Here is a 16934-nt window from a genome sequence, read left to right as displayed (position 1 = left end):
GCTCCGCGACCCACCCGTTCGGGGGGGGACGCACACGCGAACCGCCCCGGCCGGCACGAGGCCGACCGGGGCGGTCACGGACCGGGGCTGCGCGGCCGCCCCGGTCTCACATCACGTCAGGCGAGAGACGCGATCGCGTTGTTGAACGTGGCGGACGGGCGCATGACCGCCGCGGCCTTGGCCGGGTCGGGCTGGTAGTAGCCGCCGATCTCGGCCGGGGAGCCCTGCACCGCGATCAGCTCGGCGACGATGGTCTCCTCCTGCTCGGCCAGGGTCTTGGCGAGCGGGGCGAAGGCCTCCGCGAGCTTGGCGTCGTCGGTCTGCTGCGCCAGCTCCTGGGCCCAGTAGAGGGCCAGGTAGAAGTGGCTGCCGCGGTTGTCGATGCCGCCGAGGCGGCGGCTCGGGGACTTGTCCTCGTTGAGGAAGGTGCCCGTGGCCCGGTCCAGGGTGTCGGCGAGGACCTGGGCCCGCGCGTTGTCCGTGGTGGTGGCCAGGTGCTCGAAGCTGACCGCGAGGGCCAGGAACTCGCCCAGGCTGTCCCAGCGGAGGTAGTTCTCCTTGACGAGCTGCTGGACGTGCTTGGGGGCCGAGCCGCCCGCGCCGGTCTCGAAGAGGCCGCCGCCGTTCATCAGCGGGACGACGGAGAGCATCTTGGCGCTGGTGCCCAGCTCCAGGATCGGGAAGAGGTCGGTCAGGTAGTCACGGAGCACGTTGCCGGTGACGGAGATGGTGTCCTCGCCGCGGCGGATGCGCTCCAGGGAGAAGGCGGTGGCCTCTTCCGGGGACTTGATGGAAATGTCCAGGCCGTCCGTGTCGTGGTCGGCGAGGTACGTCGTGACCTTGGCGATCAGGTTGGCGTCGTGCGCGCGGGTCTCGTCCAGCCAGAACACGGCCGGGTTGCCGGTGGCGCGGGCGCGGCTGACGGCGAGCTTGACCCAGTCCTGGATCGGCAGGTCCTTGGTCTGGCACATGCGGAAGATGTCGCCGGCGCCGACGACCTGCTCCAGCACGACCGCGCCGCTCGCGTCGACGACGCGCACGGTGCCGGTGGCGGGGATCTCGAAGGTCTTGTCGTGGCTGCCGTACTCCTCGGCCTTCTGCGCCATCAGACCGACGTTGGGCACCGAGCCCATGGTGGCGGGGTCGAAGGCGCCGTTGGCGCGGCAGTCGTCGATGACGACCTGGTAGACACCGGCGTAGCTGCTGTCCGGGAGGACGGCGATGGTGTCGGCCTCGTTGCCGTCCGGGCCCCACATGTGACCCGAGGTGCGGATCATGGCGGGCATGGAGGCGTCGACGATGACGTCGCTGGGGACGTGCAGGTTGGTGATGCCCTTGTCGGAGTCGACCATCGCGAGGGCGGGGCCCTCGGCGAGCTCGGCCTCGAAGGACGCCTGGATCTCGGCGCCGACGTCCGGCAGCGAGCCGAGGCCCTTGAGGATGCCGCCCAGACCGTCGTTGGGGGTGAGGCCGGCGGCGGCGAGCTGGTCGCCGTACTTGGCGAAGGTGTTCGGGAAGAAGGCGCGGACCGCGTGGCCGAAGATGATCGGGTCGGAGACCTTCATCATGGTGGCCTTGAGGTGCACGGAGAACAGCACGCCCTCGGCCTTGGCGCGGGCGACCTGCGCGGTGAAGAACTCGCGCAGCGCGGCGACGCGCATGACGGCCGCGTCGACGACCTCGCCCTTGAGGACGGGTACGGACTCGCGGAGCACGGTGGTGGTGCCGTCGTCGCCGTGCAGCTCGATGCGGAGCGAGCCGTCCTCGGCGATGACCGCGGACTTCTCGGTGGAGCGGAAGTCGTCGACGCCCATGGTGGCGACGTTGGTCTTCGAGTCGGCCGTCCAGGCGCCCATGCGGTGCGGGTGGGCCTTGGCGTAGTTCTTGACGGAGGCGGGGGCGCGGCGGTCGGAGTTGCCCTCACGCAGCACCGGGTTCACGGCGCTGCCCTTGACCTTGTCGTACCGGGCGCGGACGTCCTTGTCGGCGTCCGTCTGCGGGTCGTCCGGGTAGTCCGGAAGCGCGTAGCCCTGCTCCTGGAGCTCGGCGATGGCGGCCTTGAGCTGCGGGATCGACGCCGAGATGTTCGGCAGCTTGATGATGTTCGCGCCGGGCGTCCTGGCCAGCTCGCCCAGCTCGGCGAGTGCGTCATCGATACGCTGCTCGGCCTTGAGGTGCTCCGGGAAACTGGCGATGATCCGGCCCGCGAGGGAGATGTCACGGCGCTCGACCGTGACGCCTGCGGTCGAGGCGTAGGCCTCGACGACGGGCAGGAACGAGTAGGTCGCCAGGGCAGGGGCCTCGTCGGTGTGCGTATAGATGATGGTCGAGTCAGTCACCGGGTGCTCCGCTCCACGTCTGCAACATTGCTTGACATCAAGATATCTCTTCGGCGTGCCGGGCTCCACAAGGCCCCCGTACGGCTTCGCGGCCGGGACGCCGGGCGGGCGAGCGGGGCCGTGACCGCGCGCTCACGACGCGTGAGAACCTCCCGGCGGCCCCTGGGCGCCGAACGTCAGCGTGAACAGCGCCCCGCCGCCCGGCGCCGCCCCCGCCGTCAGCTCCGCCCCGTGCGCGCGGGCGATCTGCCGGGCCATCGCCAGCCCGAGACCCGAGCCGGGCAGGGCCCGCGCCGCCTCCGCACGGTAGAAGCGGTCGAAGACGTACGGGACGTCTTCGGCGGGGATCCCCGGACCGTGGTCCCGGACCGTCAGCTCCAGGCCGTCGTCGTGGGTGGTCAGGCCGACCTCCACCGGGGTGCCCGGCGGGCTGAACTTGGCCGCGTTGTCCAGCAGGTTCGTCAGCAGCCGGGCCAGCCGCGCCGGTACCCCCGGCCGGACCGCCTCCGCCGCGCCCGCCCCCACCTCCAGCAGGAACGGGGTCTGCGGCCAGTGCGTCCGGGCCACGGCCACCGTGTGCTCCGCCACCTCCGCGAGCCGCACCTCCTCCAGGAGCGGCAGCGGCTCCTCGTCCCGGGCCAGCTCGATCAGATCGTTGACCAGCCCGGTCACCTCCCGGATCCCCCGCCCCAGCGCCCCCGACGCCCGCTCGCGCTGCGCGGGCGTCAGCCGGTCGCCGCGGGCCAGCAGCTCCGCGTTGGTGCGCAGCGCGGTCAGCGGGGTCCGCAGCTCGTGCGAGGCGTCCGCGACCAGCCGGCGCTGGGAGCTCACCGACTGCTCCAGCTCCCCGAGCATCGTGTTGAAGCTGGCCGCCAGCCGGGTCACCTCGTCCTGGCGGCCCGGCGGGCCCGGCGGCAGCTCGATGCGGTGGCGCGGGTCCCGGGTCGCCGCGATCCGCTCGGCGGTCGAGGTCAGCCGGGCCACCGGGGCCAGGCCCGTGCGCGAGACGGCGTACCCGAGCAGCCCCGCCAGGAGCACGCCCGCCCCGCCGACCGCCGCCAGCAGCACGGCCGCCTGCCGCACGCCCTTCTCCACCGGGTCCGCCCGCAGCGCCACCTGGAGCGCCCGCCCGTCCCCGAACGGGGTCGTCAGCATCCGCAGCGGCTGCCCGAAGCGGCTGACGTTGCTGTAGTACGGGGCCCGCTGCCCGGCCGCGACCTCCCGTACGGGGGTGGCGACGGGCAGCAGATACGCCGCGTCCGGATCCGCCGCCGGGTCGGCCGGGACGATCTGGGCGCAGGCGGGGGCGGAAAGGTAGCGGCACTCGCCCGCCACGGTCTGCGGGCCCTCGCCCCGGTTCTCCTGGATCACCCGGGTCGCGGACTGGGTGAGGGAGAGGTCGAGCTGGTGCAGCAGCTCGTAGCGGATGATGAAGAACGCCGCCGCGCACACCCCGACCGCGACCAGCGCCACCGCCGCCGAGGCCGCCACCGCGAGCCGCGTCCGCAGCGGCCGCCTGCGCCGCCAGCGGGCGCCCAGGCGGCGCACCCCGCTCACGCCACGTCCAGTCGGTAGCCGAGCCCGTGCACGGTGTGGACGAGGCGCGCCTCGCCGCCCGCCTCCAGTTTCCGCCGCAGATAACCCACGTACACCGCCAGCGAGTTGGAGTCGGGCCCGAAGTCCTGGCCCCAGACCCGCTCCAGGATCACCTCGCGCGCCAGCACCTGGCCCGGATGGCGCAGCAGCAGCTCCAGCAGGGTGGCCTCGGTGCGGGAGAACTCCACCGGCCGGCCGCCGCGCCGCCCGGTGCGCGTCACCGGGTCCAGCGTCAGATCCGCGAAGGCCAGGTCCCCGTCCGGCGCGGGCGGCGCGGCCCGTCGCAGCAACGCCCGTACGCGCGCCACCAGTTCGTCCAGGGCGAACGGTTTCACCAGATAGTCGTCGGCCCCGGCCTCAAGACCGTCCACCCGCTCGCTCACCGACGACAGCGCAGTCAGCACCAGCACCGGCGTCCGGTCCTCCATCGCCCGCAGCCTCCGGCAGACCGCCAGACCGTCGAGCGCCGGCATCATCACGTCCAGGACCAGCGCGTCCGGCTCCCAGGCGGCCACCGCCGACAGTGCCGCCAGACCGTCGCCGACGCCACGGACCTCGTACCCCTCCACGCTCAGACCGTCCTCGACGGCGGCCCGTACGTCCGGCTCGTCCTCGGCCACCAGAATCCTGCCCGTACTCCGCATACCACTCGTACTCCGCGTGCCGCTCATGCCTGAAGCCTGCCAAACCGGACTCTTAGAACCCTCTTAAGCCGCTTCCCGAGAGTGGCGGCCATGCGCACACCACTCTCCGTCGTGATCGGTGCGGGCGGCACCGGCGGCCACATCTACCCCGGTCTCGCCCTCGCCGAGGCCCTGCGCCGCGCCGACCCGGACGCGGTCATCTCCTTCATCGGCACGGAACGCGGTCTGGAGACGACCCTGATCCCGGCGGCCGGATACCGGCTGCACACCGTCGACATGATCCCCTTCGACCCCGCGCTCGGCGCGAAACGCTTCCTCCTCCCGGCCGCCCTCCTGCGCTCGGGAGCCCAGGCCCGTTCGGTCCTGCGCGCCCAGAAGGCGCAGGTCGTCGTCGGGATGGGCGGCTACCCGAGCGCCCCGGCGATCGTCGGGGCGAAGATGGCCGGACTGCCCAGCGTGATCCACGAGTCCAACGCGGTCCCGGGACGGGCCAACCAGTTCGCCGCCCGGCTCACCGAACACCTCACCATCGCCTTCGACGGCAGCCGCGCCCATCTGTCGGGCGGTGAGCGGGCGCGGACCGTCGGCATGCCGATCGCCTCGTCCCTGGCCGCCCTGGACCGGCCGGCCCTGCGCGAGGAGGCCCGGCGCGCCTTCGGGATACCCGAGGGGGCGCGGGTCGTCCTCTTCAACGGCGGCAGCCTCGGCGCGGCCCGGCTCACCGCCGCGGCCGTGGGCCTCGCCGCCCGGTGGCGGGGGCGCGAGGACGTCCACCTCCTGATCAAGACGGGCCCGGCCGCGCTCGCGGAGACCCGGCACAAGCTCGTCGACGCGGGTGCGGGGCCCGTCGCTGCGCAGGCCGTGCCCTACCTCGACCGGATGGACCTCGCCTACGCGGTCGCCGACCTGGTGGTCTGCCGGGCGGGCTCGGCCACGATCGCCGAGCTCGCCACGACCGGGGTACCCGCCGTCCTCGTGCCGTACCCGTACGCCCCCGGCGACCACCAGACCCACAACGCGCGGGTCCTCTCCGACGCGGGGGCGGCCTATCTCGTCCCCGACGCCGAGACCACCGCCGACCGCCTCGCCGGACTGATCGACCCCCTGCTGGCCAATCCCGCACGGCTCGCCGTGATGGGACGCGCGGCGGACCCGGGCCACCACGCCCGCGCCGCCGACCTGCTCGCGGAAACCGTCATCCGCCTCGCCGGACAACCCACCACCGAAAGGGAGTTCACCTCGTGAACAGCACCACCGCCGACATGAACAGCACCGCCGTCGACTGGGCCGGCCGTACCGTCCTCGTCACCGGGGCCGAAGGCTTCATCGGCTCCACCCTCGTGGACCTGCTCGTCGAACGCGGCGCGCGCGTCCGGGCGTTCGTCCATTACAAGCCGTACGCCGACAAGGGCCACCTCGCCCGCTACCTCGACGACCCGCACGGCCCGGTCGAGTTCATCGCCGGGGACGTGGGCGACGCGGGCCGTGTGATGGACGCGGTCGAGGGCTGCGACACGGTCTTCCACCTGGCCGCGCTCATCGGCATCCCCTACAGCTACGACTCCCCCGGCGCCTACGTCCGGACCAACGTCGTCGGCACCGAGAACATCGCCGAGGCCTGCCGCCGCCACTCCGTCCGGCGCCTCCTGCACACGTCCACCAGCGAGGTGTACGGGACCGCGCTGACGGCCCCGATCAGCGAGGGCCACCCGCTCCAGCCGCAGTCGCCGTACTCCGCGTCGAAGATCGGCGCGGACATGATGGCGCTGTCCCACTGGCACGCGTTCGAGCTGCCGGTGACGGTCGTGCGGCCGTTCAACACCTACGGGCCCCGCCAGTCGGCCCGGGCCGTGATCCCCGCGATCCTCGCCCAACTGCACTCCGGGGCACGGGAGATCCGCCTCGGCTCGCTGACCCCGACCCGCGACTTCACCTATGTCACCGACACCGCCGCCGGGTTCCTGGCCCTGGCCGGCTGCGACCGGGCACTGGGAGAGAGCGTCAACCTCGGTACCGGCCGGGAGATTTCCGTCGGGGACCTCGCGAAGGCCCTCATCGCCGCCGCCGGCCGGGATGCCGAGATCGTCGTGGACCCGGCGCGGCTGCGGCCCTCCGGCAGCGAGGTGCACCGACTGCTCTCCGACAACACCCGCGCCCGCACCTGGGCGGGCTGGGATCCCGTAGTCGGCCTGGAAGAAGGCCTGGAGCGAACCTCGGCCTGGGTGGCGGACCACCTGCACCTCTTCGCACCGGCGCGCTACCAGGTCTGAGCGTCCCGCGAGGCGGAGGCGGACGCCCGCCGGTCAGACCGGCGGGCGGTGCTCGAACCAGCGCAGGTCGTCCTCCAGTTGGGCGGCGAGCGCGATCAGCCGTTCCTCGCTGCGGGAGGGCCCGAGCAGTTGGGCGCCGACCGGGAGGCCGGAGCGGGTGAAGCCGGCGGGGACGTTCACGCCGGGCCAGCCGAGGACGTTCCACGGCCAGGCGTAGGGGCAGGCGGCGGCCATCGCGATGTCGGTGCGCCAGGCGCTGAGGTCGTCGAACCTGCCGATGCGGGGCGGCGGCGCGGCCGTGGTCGGGGTGAGGAGCACGTCGAACCCGGAGGCGTCGAAGAGGGCGCCGATCCTGCGGTGCTGGCGCACTTCGCGGGCGCGGGCGGCCCGCACCACCCGGCCGCCGAGCCGCGTCCCGGTGCGCAGGGCGCTGCGGGTGCGCGGGTCGAGCAGGGCCGGTTCGGGGTGCCGGGCGGCGAATTCGGCGATGCCCACGGTGGCGCGGGGCACGAAGGCGAGGCCGATCAGCCCGTACCGGGGGCGGGCCTCCTCGACGTGGTGGCCGAGCCGGGCGAGGGTGTCGGCGAGCGCGGTGACGGCCCGGCGCACCTCCGGGTCCGGTCCGGCGCCGGTGAGGGTGAGCGGGGGACGCCAGGCGAGGGCGATGCGCAGGCGGCCCGGGTCGCGGCGGGCGGCGTCGGCGGCGCTCACGGCGGGCGGGCGGTGGAAGTCCTCGGGGTGCGCTCCGGCGACGGCGTCCAGCAGGAGCGCCGCGTCGGCGACCGTACGGGCGAGGGGGCCGTTCACAGTGAGCCCCTGGAAGGAGTCGCTGTGCGGGTGGACCGAGATGCGCCCGCGCTGCGGTTTGATGCCGACGAGGTGCGTCCACGCGGCGGGGATGCGTACGGATCCGGCGCCGTCCGAGCCGAGGGCCGCGGGGACGAGCCCGGCGGCGACAGCGGCGGCGGAACCGCCGGACGAGCCGCCCGGGGTGTGGTCGGTGTTCCACGGGTTGCGGGTGGCGCCGAAGGCGGTTCCCTCGGTGAAGGGCCACTGGCCCAGTTCGCAGGAGTTGGTCTTGCCGACGACGACGGCTCCGGCGGCGCGCAGCCGGCGGACCGCCTCGCTGTCGGTCGCCGCCGGGGGCAGGTCGCCGTCGCAGCCGAAGTGCGTGGGCAGGCCCGCCACATCGGTGTCGTCCTTGACGGCGACCGGTACGCCGAGCAGGGGCAGCCGCTCCCCCGCCGCGAGCCTGCGGTCGGCCTCCGCCGCCTCGGCGATGGCGGCTTCGGTCCGCAGATGGCGGAAGGCGTTGAGGGTGGGCTGGGTGGCCTCGATACGGGCGAGGGCGTCGGCGACAAGTGCGGTGGAGGTGGTGGTGGCGTCGGCGAGCCGGCGGGCGCTCTCCGCGAGTCCGGGGAGCGGCGACGGGACGGGAGCCGCCGGACGGGGGCCGCGGCCGAAGGCCCGTACGGCCGGGCCGGTCTGCTCGGTGGGTCCCGCTCCGGTCGGTCCTGCTTCGGTGGGCTCCGCTTCGGTGGGCTCCGCTGAGGACATGGGCGTGCCGCCTCCCTCGGGTCGCGGGGCCGGCCGGTCGTCCCGGCTGCACCCCCACGTACTTACTGGAGGGTAACGAGAGGAGGCGGCACGCTCAACCGTTCGGGCCGCTCCACCCGTTGCGGGTACGACCGGTACGGCACGTGCTGCCGGTGCTTACGGCTCCGGCGTCACGGGCGTACGTGGATCTCGCCGATACCGGTGCCGAGGGCCCCGCAGTGGGCGGTGGACTGGCCGGACTCGCCGGGCCTGAGGGTGACGCGGTTGCCGTCGACGTCCGGGGACCAGCCGCAGACGAGGTGGACCCAGAAGGTCTGTGTCCGGCTGCCGTTGTTCCGACAGAGCGCGAAGCCCGTGTAGTCGTCGTTGGCGTGCTTGCCGGTGTGGCAGGACAGGCCGGGCGGGATCGCGGCCGGGGCGGCGGTCGCGGTCGCCGAGGTGACCGGGATGGCCAGCGCGGCCGCCGTCGCCGTGGCGGCGAGCGCCCGCAGGACGAACCGGGAGCGCTTCCCCGCCGCCGTACGGCCCTTGCTCCTCGTCCCCGTACTCAGGTTCATCGATGGTCTCCTTCGTGCTGCGTGCGTGCGTACGTGATCCCGGGCGGGATCACCGCAGCTTTGCCCACGCTCCGTGGCCGAAAACACCGTGGCGCTTCACTCTCCGTACGCGCGCCGGGCGGCGCCCCCTCTCCCGGCGTACGCTCGAATATGCCGGTCATCCCGGTTCGCACCCCCTGACCGGGGCCTTTCGAGGAGGCGACGTGAGCGGACACCGATGGGCCGCCCGGGCGGCCGCGGGTGCGGCGGCCGTCGCTCTCACCGTGACGAGTGGCACCCTCGCGCAGGCTGACGACGACATCGACACGCTCCCCGCCGAGAAGATCGCCGAACGCGCCCGCGACGCCCTGGTCGACGTCCGGTCCCTGCATCTGAGCGCGCGCGGCAGCGTCGACGGGACCGGGGAGGACATGAGCGTCGACCTCACGCTGGACCGCGACGGCAACTGCGCGGGCGGGGTGGACATGGGGGACGACGGTTCGGTGGAGATCGTGAAACGCGGCGACGACGTCTGGCTGAAGCCGGACGCCGCCTTCTGGAAGAACCAGGTGCCGATCGGCGGCGCCACCTTCGACAAGATCCTCGACGGCCGCTACATGAAGGCCTCGGCCGACGACCCCCGGCTGCTGGAGGTGACCGAGGCCTGCGACCTGGACACGTTCCGCGAGCTGATCACGGACAACACCGGCAGGGCCGATTTCGACGGGCTGACGAAGGGCGCGAAGACCGAGGTGAACGGAGCGCCGGCCGTCCCGGTGACCCGGACCGAGGACGGTGAGCGCGTGACGGCCTACGTGGCCACCGAGGGCACGCCGTACCCGGTCCGGATCACCGTGCGGAACGCCGAGGGGCAAGGGACCGTGGACTTCTCCGGCTTCGACCGGCCGGTGCCCACGGCCACTCCCTCGGCGGACGAGACGGTGGACATCACCGCCCTGCTGGGCCGCAGCATCAAACCGATCTAGCGCACGACCCGAGCCCGGCCCGGGTTCTCAGCCCGCCGCCGGACTCTCACGACGCGTCAGCGCCACGTACAGCAGCAGCGAGGAGGCGAGCCCGACCGCCCAGCCGTAGTCGGCCAGCGGCTTCAGGAACGGGATCAGGCCGTCGGCGGGGAACGGGCCCTTCCCCGGCGCCGAGTGCGAACCGCCCACCGCGAGAACGCCGCCGACCGCGAAGGCCACCACCGCCCGCCAGTTCCAGCCGCTGCGGTACCAGTACCGGCCGCCCGGGCGGTAGAGCTCGGGGAGGTCGAGGACGGTGCGGCGGACGATCCAGTAGTCGGCGATCAGGATGCCCGCCACCGTACCGAGCAGGCCGCCGACCAGGCCCAGCCAGGTGAAGATGTACAGCTCGGGCGTCTCGGTGAGCTTCCACGGCATGATGACGACCCCGATCACGCCGGTGATCAGCGCCCCGGTCCGGAAGCTGATGAGCTTCGGCGCGAGGTTCGCCAGGTCGTACGCGGGGGAGACGACGTTCGCCGCGATGTTCACCGAGACCGTCGCGATCAGCACGGTGACCAGACCGAAGACCAGACCGAAGACGTTGTCGGTCCGGGCGACGAGCTGGACCGGGTCCCAGAGGGGCACCCCGTACACCGCCTGCGATCCGGAGGTGACGAAGACGGAGAGCAGCGCGAAGAACGTCATCGTGGTCGGCAGTCCGAGCGACTGGCCCCAGATCTGGGCGCGTTGGCCCGCGCCGAAGCGGGTGAAGTCGGGGATGTTGAGGGAGAGCGTCGACCAGAAGGCGATCATCCCCATCAGCGAGGGGAAGAAGACCGGCCAGAAGTCGGCGCCCCAGCCGAGCGCGGAAGGCTGGTCCAGCAGCGGGCCGAAGCCGCCCGCCTTGACGGCGACCCAGATGAGCAGCACGACCGCGCCGACCAGGACGAAGGGCGCCGCCCAGTTCTCGAAGCGGCGCAGGGTGTCCATCCCCCGGTAGATGATGGCCAGTTCGAGGGCCCAGAAGAGGACGAAGCAGAGCCAGAGCGTCCAGGGCTGCCCGCCGATCTCCGCCGCGCCGGCCCAGCCGCCGAAGATCTTGCCGAGCAGCGTGAAGATGCCGACGCCGCCGATCCAGGTCTGGATGCCGAACCACGCGCAGGCGACGGCGGCCCGGATCAGGGCGGGCAGATTGGCGCCGCGCAGGCCGAAGGAGGCGCGGGCCAGAACGGGGAAGGGGATGCCGTACTTGGGCCCGGCGTGACCGGTGAGCAGCATCGGCGCCAGCACGATCACATTGGCGAGCGCGATGGTGAACACGGCCTGTTTCCAGTCCATGCCGAGCGCCACCAGACCGGAGGCGAGCAGCCAGGACGGGATGTTGTGGGCCATGCCGATCCACAGGGCCGCGAAGTTGTACGTCGTCCAGGTGCGCCGCTCCACGGGGACGGGCAGCAGGTCGTGGTTGGCGAAGCGGGGGTCGTCGGGGAGCTGCCGGGGGTCGAGTTCGACGCGGCCGGACGCGGCGGCGGGCGCGGGTATCGCGTCCGGGGGCGGTGGGGTGGGCGGGACGGTGGCGGTCATGGCGGTGGAGCCCTTCGCTCGGGAGCGGTGCCGTGCGGGGCGATGCGGGCGGGGCGCGTACGAACTGTGGGGAGGGGGAAGGCGGTCAGGCCGTCAGGGCGGGGATGATCTCGGATCCGTACGCGTCGATGGTCGCCTCGCGGGCGTCGTGCATGTTGTAGACGGCGAACTGGTCGACGCCGAGGCTCTTCAGGTGGAGCAGCTTCTCGATGTGCGCCTCCGCGGGCCCGAGGAGGCAGAACCGGTCGACGATCTCGTCCGGGACGAAGGCGGTGTCCGGGTTCCCGGTGCGGCCGTGGTGGCTGTAGTCGTAGCCGGAGCGGCCGGCGATGTACGCGGTCAGCTCGTCCGGCACCATCCCCGAGTGCTCGCCGTAGCGGGCGACCAGGTCCGCGACATGGTTGCCGACCATCCCGCCGAACCAACGGCACTGCTCCCGGGCGTGGTCGAGGTCGTCGCCGACGTACGCGGGGGCCGCGACGCAGATGGTGACGGAGTCGGGGTCGCGTCCGGCGTCGGCCGCCGCGTCCCGTACCGCCTTGATCATCCACTCGGTGAGGAAGGGGTCGGCGAGCTGGAGGATGAAGCCGTCGGCCTTCTGCCCGGCCAGGGCCAGGGCCTTGGGACCGTACGCCGCCATCCACACCGGCAGCCGGCCGTCCTTCACCCAGGGGATCTGCACGGGCTGCCCGTCGACCGTCGCCTCCCGGCCCTCGGCGAGGTCCCGGATGACGTCGATGGCCTCCCCGAGGCGGGCCAGGGTGTTGGGGCGGCGGCCCGCGACGCGCATCGCGGAGTCGCCGCGCCCGATGCCGCAGACGGTGCGGTTGCCGTACATGTCGTTGAGGGTGGCGAAGGTGGAGGCGGTGACCTCCCAGGTGCGGGTGCCCGGGTTGGTGACCATCGGGCCCACGGTCAGCTTCTCCGTGTGCTCCAGGATGCGGCTGTAGATGACGAACGGCTCCTGCCAGAGCACCGCCGAGTCGAAGGTCCAGCCGTAGCGGAACCCGTTGCGTTCGGCGCGCCGCATCAGGCCGACGACGGCGGAGGCGGGCGGGTCCGTCTGGAGGACGAGGCCGAAGTCCATGGCGGGATCTCCTAGTCGAGGTACTGACAGGTGGCGCGGGGGGTGTAGATGCCGTGGCCGGCGCGGCCGGTGAACTTCCGTCCGTCGATGACGACTTCGCCGCGCGAGAGGACGGTCTCGACCTGGCCGGTGATGTGTTTGCCCTCGTACGCCGAGTAGTCGACGTTCATGTGGTGGGTCTCGGCGGAGAGGGTCTGCTGGGCTTCCGGGTCGTAGATGACGATGTCGGCGTCGGCGCCCGGGGCGATGGTGCCCTTCTTGGGGTAGAGGCCGAACATCCGGGCCGGGGAGGCGCAGGCGATCTCGATCCAGCGGCGGCGGGTGATGTGCCCGTCCACGACGGCCTGGTGCAGCAGGTCCATGCGGTGCTCGACGCCCGGCATGCCGTTGGGGATCTTGGAGAAGTCGCCGCGGCCCATCTCCTTCTGCCCGGAGAAGCAGAACGGGCAGTGGTCGGTGGAGACGACCTGGAGTTCGTTGTTGCGCAGGCCCCGCCACAGGGTTTCCTGGTGTTCCTTGGGGCGCAGCGGGGTGGAGCAGACGTATTTGGCGCCCTCGAAGTCGGGCTCGGCGAGGTTGTCGGTGGAGAGGAACAGATACTGCGGGCAGGTCTCGCCGAAGACGGGGAGGCCCTTGTGGCGGGCGGCGGCGATCTCCTCCACGGCCTCGTCGGCGGAGACGTGGACGACGTAGAGGGGGGATCCGGCGACCCGGGCGAGCTGGACGGCACGGTGGGTGGCCTCGGCCTCCAGGGCGACCTTGCGGACGTCGCCGTGGTAGCGGGGGTCGGTGTGCCCGGCGGCGAGGGCCTGTTCGACCAGGACGTCGATGGCGATGCCGTTCTCGGCGTGCATCATGATCAACCCGCCGTTGCCGGAGGCCTGTTGCATGGCGCGCAGGATCTGGCCGTCGTCGGAGTAGAAGACGCCGGGGTAGGCCATGAACAGTTTGAAGGACGTCACGCCTTCGGAGACGAGGCGGTCCATCTCCTTGAGCGAGGACGGGTTCACGTCCGCGAGGATCATGTGGAAGGCGTAGTCGATGGCGCAGTTGCCGTCGGCCTTGGCGTACCAGGCGTCGAGCCCTTCGCGCAGGGACCTGCCCACGCTCTGGATGGCGAAGTCGACGATGGTGGTCGTGCCGCCCCAGGCGGCGGCGCGGGTGCCGGTCTCGAAGGTGTCGGCGGCGTACGTCCCGCCGAACGGCATCTCCATGTGGGTGTGGCCGTCGACGCCGCCCGGGATGACGTACTTGCCGGTCGCGTCGATCCGCCGCTCCGCGCTCCAGCCCTCGGCGGCGTCGGTCCCGTGGGCGGCGAGCGCGACGATCCGGCCGCCCTCCACGAGCACATCGGCGTGGATCTCGTCGGACGCGGTGATGACCAGGCCACCATGGATGACGGTACGACTCATGGGAATCTCCTCAACTCGGGGCGCCCCGGCGGTCCTCACGGCGTACGGCCGGGGCGGCCCCGCGCGGTTCGTGGGCGTACGGGCCGACGGTGGCGGAGTCAGTCCGCCGCGTGCAGGGCGTCCGCGAGGATCGCCGCGCCTTCCTCGGCCTCGGCGACGGTCAGGGTCAGCGGCGGGGCGATGCGGAGCACGCTGGTGTTGTGGCCGCCGCCCTTGCCGATGAGGAGCCCGCCGGCGCGGGCCGCTTCGAGGACGGCCGCCGCTGCCTCCGGGTCGGCCTCGTCGGTGCCCGGTTTCACCAGCTCGATGCCGATCATCAGGCCACGGCCGCGCACTTCGCGTACGGCGGGGGAGGCGGCGGCGATCGACCGCAGGCGTTCGATGAGGAGTCCGCCGACGCGCCGGGCGTTGCCCTGGAGGTCGTGTTCCAGGAGGTACGCGAGGTTGGCGAGCGAGGCGGCCATGGTGATCGGTGAACCGCCGAACGTGGAGATGGAGTTGGCGTCGAGGCAGTTCATCACCTCGGCGCGGGCCACCACTCCCCCGACGGACATGCCGTTGCCGATGCCCTTGGCGAAGGTGAGGATGTCCGGCGGTCCGTTCTCGGCGTGCGCCTGCCAGCCCCAGAAGTGCTCGCCGGTGCGGCCCCAGCCGGTCTGCACCTCGTCGGAGATCCACAACACCCCGTGCCGGTCCAGGACTTCGCGGAACGCGGCGAACAGCCCGTCGGGCGGTGAGGTGAACCCGCCGACGCCCTGAATGGGTTCGGCGATCAGGGCCGCCGGGCTACGGGTGTGCCCGAGGAGGTCCTCCAGATCGGCCACACAGGCCCGGATGAACGCCTCGTCGCTCAACTCGGCGTACGGGCCGCGGGTGCGGACGCCGCCGTGGACGTACAGCGTCTGGAGCGGGGACAGACTCGTGGGCGACCAGGCCTGGTTGCCGGTGATCGAGACGGCGGAGAACGACCGGCCGTGGTAGCTGTTGCGCATCGCGAGGATCTGGTTGGACCTGCGGTACGCGGTGGCGAGCAGAAGAGCCGTGTCGTTGGCCTCGGTGCCGGAGGTGGTGAAGAAGACCCGGGCGTCGGGGATGCCGGAGAGCGTGGCGATCCGCTCGGCCATCTCCACCATGGGGCGGTTGAGGTAGAGCGTGGAGGAGTGGATGATCCGCCCGGCCTGCTCGGCGACCGCCTTGGTCACCTCGGGCAGGGCGTGGGCGGTCATGGTGGTGAGGATGCCGCCGAAGAAGTCCAGGTAGCGGTTGCCGTCCGTGTCCCAGACGTGGCGGCCCTCGCCGTGGGTGAGTTCGACGGGGTCGCGGTAGTAGAGGGCCAGCCACTCGGGGCTGACGGCGAGGTGGCGCTCGTACAGTCCGCTCACGGTTCCACCAGCCCGTCGTAGGCGTCGGGCCGTCGGTCCCGGTAGAAGGCCCACTGGGTGCGGACCTCCTCGATCAGGTCGAAGTCCAGGTCGCGGACGACGAGTTCCTCCTCCTTGTCGCTGGCGACCTCCCCGACGAACTGGCCGCGCGGGTCGACGAAGTAGCTCGTGCCGTAGAAGTCGTTGTCCCCGTACTCCTCGCGGCCCACGCGGTTGATCGCGGCGACGAAGTACTCGTTGGCGACGGCGGAGGCCGGCTGCTCCAACTGCCAGAGGTGGCTGGAGAGTCCGCGAGAGGTGGCCGACGGGTTGTACACCAACTGGGCACCGCCGAGTCCGAGTTGCCGCCAGCCCTCGGGGAAGTGCCGGTCGTAGCAGATGTAGACGCCGACCTTGCCCACGGCGGTGTCGAAGACCGGCCAGCCGGCGTTGCCGGGCTTGAAGTAGTACTTCTCCCAGAATCCCTTGACCTGCGGGATGTGGTGCTTGCGGTACTTGCCGAGGTAGGAGCCGTCGGCGTCGATCACGGCCGCGGTGTTGTAGTAGAAGCCGGACTGCTCGATCTCGAAGACCGGGACGACGATGACCATGCCGGTTTCGCGGGCCAGGTCCTGCATACGTTTGACGGTCGGCCCGTCGGGGACCGGCTCGGCCCAGCGGTAGTGCTCGGGCTCCTGGACCTGGCAGAAGTAGGGGGCGTTGAACACCTCCTGGAAGCCGATGATCTTCGCCCCCTGCCGGGCGGCCTCGCGCGCGTGCTCCTCGTGCTTGGCAATCATCGATTCGGTGTCGCCGGTCCAGGTCGCCTGGACGAGTGCGGCGCGTACGACGTGGGACATGAGCTGCTCCTTCGACGCGGCGTCAGAGAGCCTGCACGCGTTCTCTACGCACGTAGATCGGTGCATGGATGGAGAACGTAAGCCCCTCCGTCCGGCGGGGCAAGACCATCGCCGTGAACCGGCTGAGTCGATCATGTTTCGCACCCGACCGGTCCACAACGGACACGCCGGTGATCCTCGACGGAGTTCCGGCGGTCTCAGACCCCGGGCACGCCCGCCACCCGCAGCGCGTGGACCAGGTCCCACTCCGCTTCCCCCGACACCTCGCGGGCCGCGGCGAGGAGGAGCGGAAGCAGCCGGGTCCCGCCGGTCAGGGCCAGTTCGGCGGCCTCCCGCGGAGTGCGTACGCGGACGAAGGCGCCGAGCAGGTCCCGCGCCCGGTCCTGACGGCCCGCGCCGTCCAGTTCGATCGCCGCGCCGGCCACCTCGGCGGCGGGCCGGGCCACCCCCTGGCGCAGGAGCAGCCCGCAGTCCGCCTCCCGGCCGGCAGCGTCCAGCGCGCCCGCCGCGGCGGCGAACCCGGCGGGCGGCAGCGAGGACGCCTCCCAGAGCAGGGTCGTCCAGTCGGCGGCGAGACCGGCGCGGTGCAGGGCGAGGGCGAGCAACGGCAGCCGGGGCGCGGGCCAGGCCGCGACCTCGCAGAGCACGACGTGCGCCTCGCCGCTGCGGCCCTCGGCGCGCAGCCGGACCAACTGGGCGACGGCCCCGGCGACGGCCTGC

General features: G+C 72.3%; 13 protein-coding genes and 1 pseudogene. 3 read left to right on the top strand and 11 right to left on the bottom strand.

Features of this window, described 5'->3' with window-relative positions:
• Positions 1–116 precede the first annotated feature (116 nt).
• The 3 genes from A3Q37_RS33350 to A3Q37_RS33340 form a co-directional block, all read right to left on the bottom strand.
• Positions 117–2339 (bottom strand): NADP-dependent isocitrate dehydrogenase, encoded by a 2223-nt coding sequence (locus A3Q37_RS33350; protein WP_065490625.1) that lies wholly within the window; start codon positions 2337–2339, stop codon positions 117–119.
• A gap of 132 nt (positions 2340–2471) precedes the next feature.
• On the bottom strand, positions 2472–3896 hold the full coding sequence (locus tag A3Q37_RS33345; protein WP_065490623.1) for a cell wall metabolism sensor histidine kinase WalK: 1425 nt from the start codon (positions 3894–3896) through the stop codon (positions 2472–2474).
• Positions 3893–4579, bottom strand: a complete 687-nt coding sequence (locus tag A3Q37_RS33340; RefSeq protein ID WP_065490621.1) for a response regulator transcription factor — start codon at positions 4577–4579, stop codon at positions 3893–3895. The genes A3Q37_RS33345 and A3Q37_RS33340 overlap by 4 nt, the downstream gene beginning before the upstream one ends.
• Positions 4580–4669: 90 nt before the next feature.
• Here A3Q37_RS33340 and murG point away from each other — a divergent pair, with 90 nt between their 5' ends.
• Complete coding sequence (gene murG, locus A3Q37_RS33335) at positions 4670–5824, top strand: undecaprenyldiphospho-muramoylpentapeptide beta-N-acetylglucosaminyltransferase (protein ID WP_065490618.1); 1155 nt, start codon at positions 4670–4672, stop codon at positions 5822–5824.
• 17 nt (positions 5825–5841) lie between these two features.
• A complete protein-coding gene (locus A3Q37_RS33330) occupies positions 5842–6849 on the top strand; it encodes a GDP-mannose 4,6-dehydratase (protein ID WP_065490665.1) in 1008 nt (335 codons plus the stop codon).
• Between the two features lie 33 nt (positions 6850–6882).
• Here A3Q37_RS33330 and A3Q37_RS33325 read toward each other — a convergent pair whose 3' ends face one another.
• Positions 6883–8406 (bottom strand): amidase, encoded by a 1524-nt coding sequence (locus tag A3Q37_RS33325; RefSeq protein WP_065490613.1) that lies wholly within the window; start codon positions 8404–8406, stop codon positions 6883–6885.
• Positions 8407–8576: 170 nt separating this feature from the next.
• Positions 8577–8963, bottom strand: coding sequence for a hypothetical protein (locus tag A3Q37_RS33320; RefSeq protein WP_065490609.1), 387 nt, complete (start codon positions 8961–8963; stop codon positions 8577–8579).
• Positions 8964–9166: 203 nt separating this feature from the next.
• Between A3Q37_RS33320 and A3Q37_RS33315 the strand changes: the two genes are divergently transcribed.
• Entirely contained in the window at positions 9167–9928 is a 762-nt protein-coding gene (locus tag A3Q37_RS33315) for a hypothetical protein (protein WP_065490607.1), read from the top strand.
• A 27-nt stretch (positions 9929–9955) separates the two neighbouring features.
• Here A3Q37_RS33315 and A3Q37_RS33310 read toward each other — a convergent pair whose 3' ends face one another.
• The 6 genes and pseudogenes from A3Q37_RS33310 to A3Q37_RS33285 form a co-directional block, all read right to left on the bottom strand.
• A complete protein-coding gene (locus tag A3Q37_RS33310) occupies positions 9956–11494 on the bottom strand; it encodes an NCS1 family nucleobase:cation symporter-1 (RefSeq protein ID WP_065490604.1) in 1539 nt (512 codons plus the stop codon).
• Between the two features lie 85 nt (positions 11495–11579).
• On the bottom strand, positions 11580–12581 hold the full coding sequence (locus A3Q37_RS33305; RefSeq protein ID WP_065490602.1) for a TIGR03842 family LLM class F420-dependent oxidoreductase: 1002 nt from the start codon (positions 12579–12581) through the stop codon (positions 11580–11582).
• Between the two features lie 11 nt (positions 12582–12592).
• Positions 12593–13993: a dihydropyrimidinase gene (gene hydA / locus A3Q37_RS33300; protein ID WP_065490600.1), complete on the bottom strand. Its 1401-nt coding sequence runs from the start codon at positions 13991–13993 to the stop codon at positions 12593–12595.
• Between the two features lie 98 nt (positions 13994–14091).
• The gene (locus A3Q37_RS33295; protein WP_065490597.1) at positions 14092–15375 is read right to left on the bottom strand and encodes an aspartate aminotransferase family protein; all 1284 of its coding nucleotides are present in this window, start codon (positions 15373–15375) and stop codon (positions 14092–14094) included.
• Positions 15372–16214, bottom strand: coding sequence for a nitrilase-related carbon-nitrogen hydrolase (locus tag A3Q37_RS33290; protein ID WP_065490591.1), 843 nt, complete (start codon positions 16212–16214; stop codon positions 15372–15374). Before A3Q37_RS33290 ends, A3Q37_RS33295 begins: the two co-directional genes overlap by 4 nt.
• A gap of 197 nt (positions 16215–16411) precedes the next feature.
• A pseudogene (locus A3Q37_RS33285) lies at positions 16412–16934 on the bottom strand (hypothetical protein); the annotation flags it as partial.

This window comes from Streptomyces sp. PTY087I2, from assembly GCF_001687325.1.
Taxonomy (GTDB): Bacteria; Actinomycetota; Actinomycetes; order Streptomycetales; family Streptomycetaceae; genus Streptomyces.
This window is presented reverse-complemented; position numbering and strand designations above follow the sequence as displayed.